This is a genomic window from Cobetia sp. SIMBA_158, assembly GCF_046566945.1.
Lineage (GTDB): Bacteria > Pseudomonadota > Gammaproteobacteria > Pseudomonadales > Halomonadaceae > Cobetia > Cobetia amphilecti.
The window spans coordinates 1-232 of record NZ_JAWJYL010001168.1; the positions used below are offsets into that span (position 1 = coordinate 1).

Annotated in this window: 1 protein-coding gene; it reads right to left on the reverse strand. The window is 43.1% G+C overall.

The genetic code is table 11. The features are described from left to right. Positions 1-232, reverse strand: a 232-nt coding sequence (locus R2R70_RS23430) for an efflux RND transporter permease subunit (RefSeq protein ID WP_410979412.1), incomplete at both ends; no start/stop codon positions are given.

Here is a 232-nt window from a genome sequence, read left to right on the forward strand (position 1 = left end):
CAGGAAACGTGACTAATGCATCAAGTTCGGCTTTGAGTTTTTCAAGAGTCATTCCCTCTCGCCACTCGTCTTTGGGCTTTAATTGAATAAACGTTTCAATCATTGTCAGTGGAGCGGGATCGGTGGCTGTTTCAGCTCGCCCGACTTTACCAAAAACTGTTTTAACCTCTGGCACGGTTGCGATTAATTTATCTGTTTGCTGCAAAATCTCTCGAGCTTTAGCTATTGATAT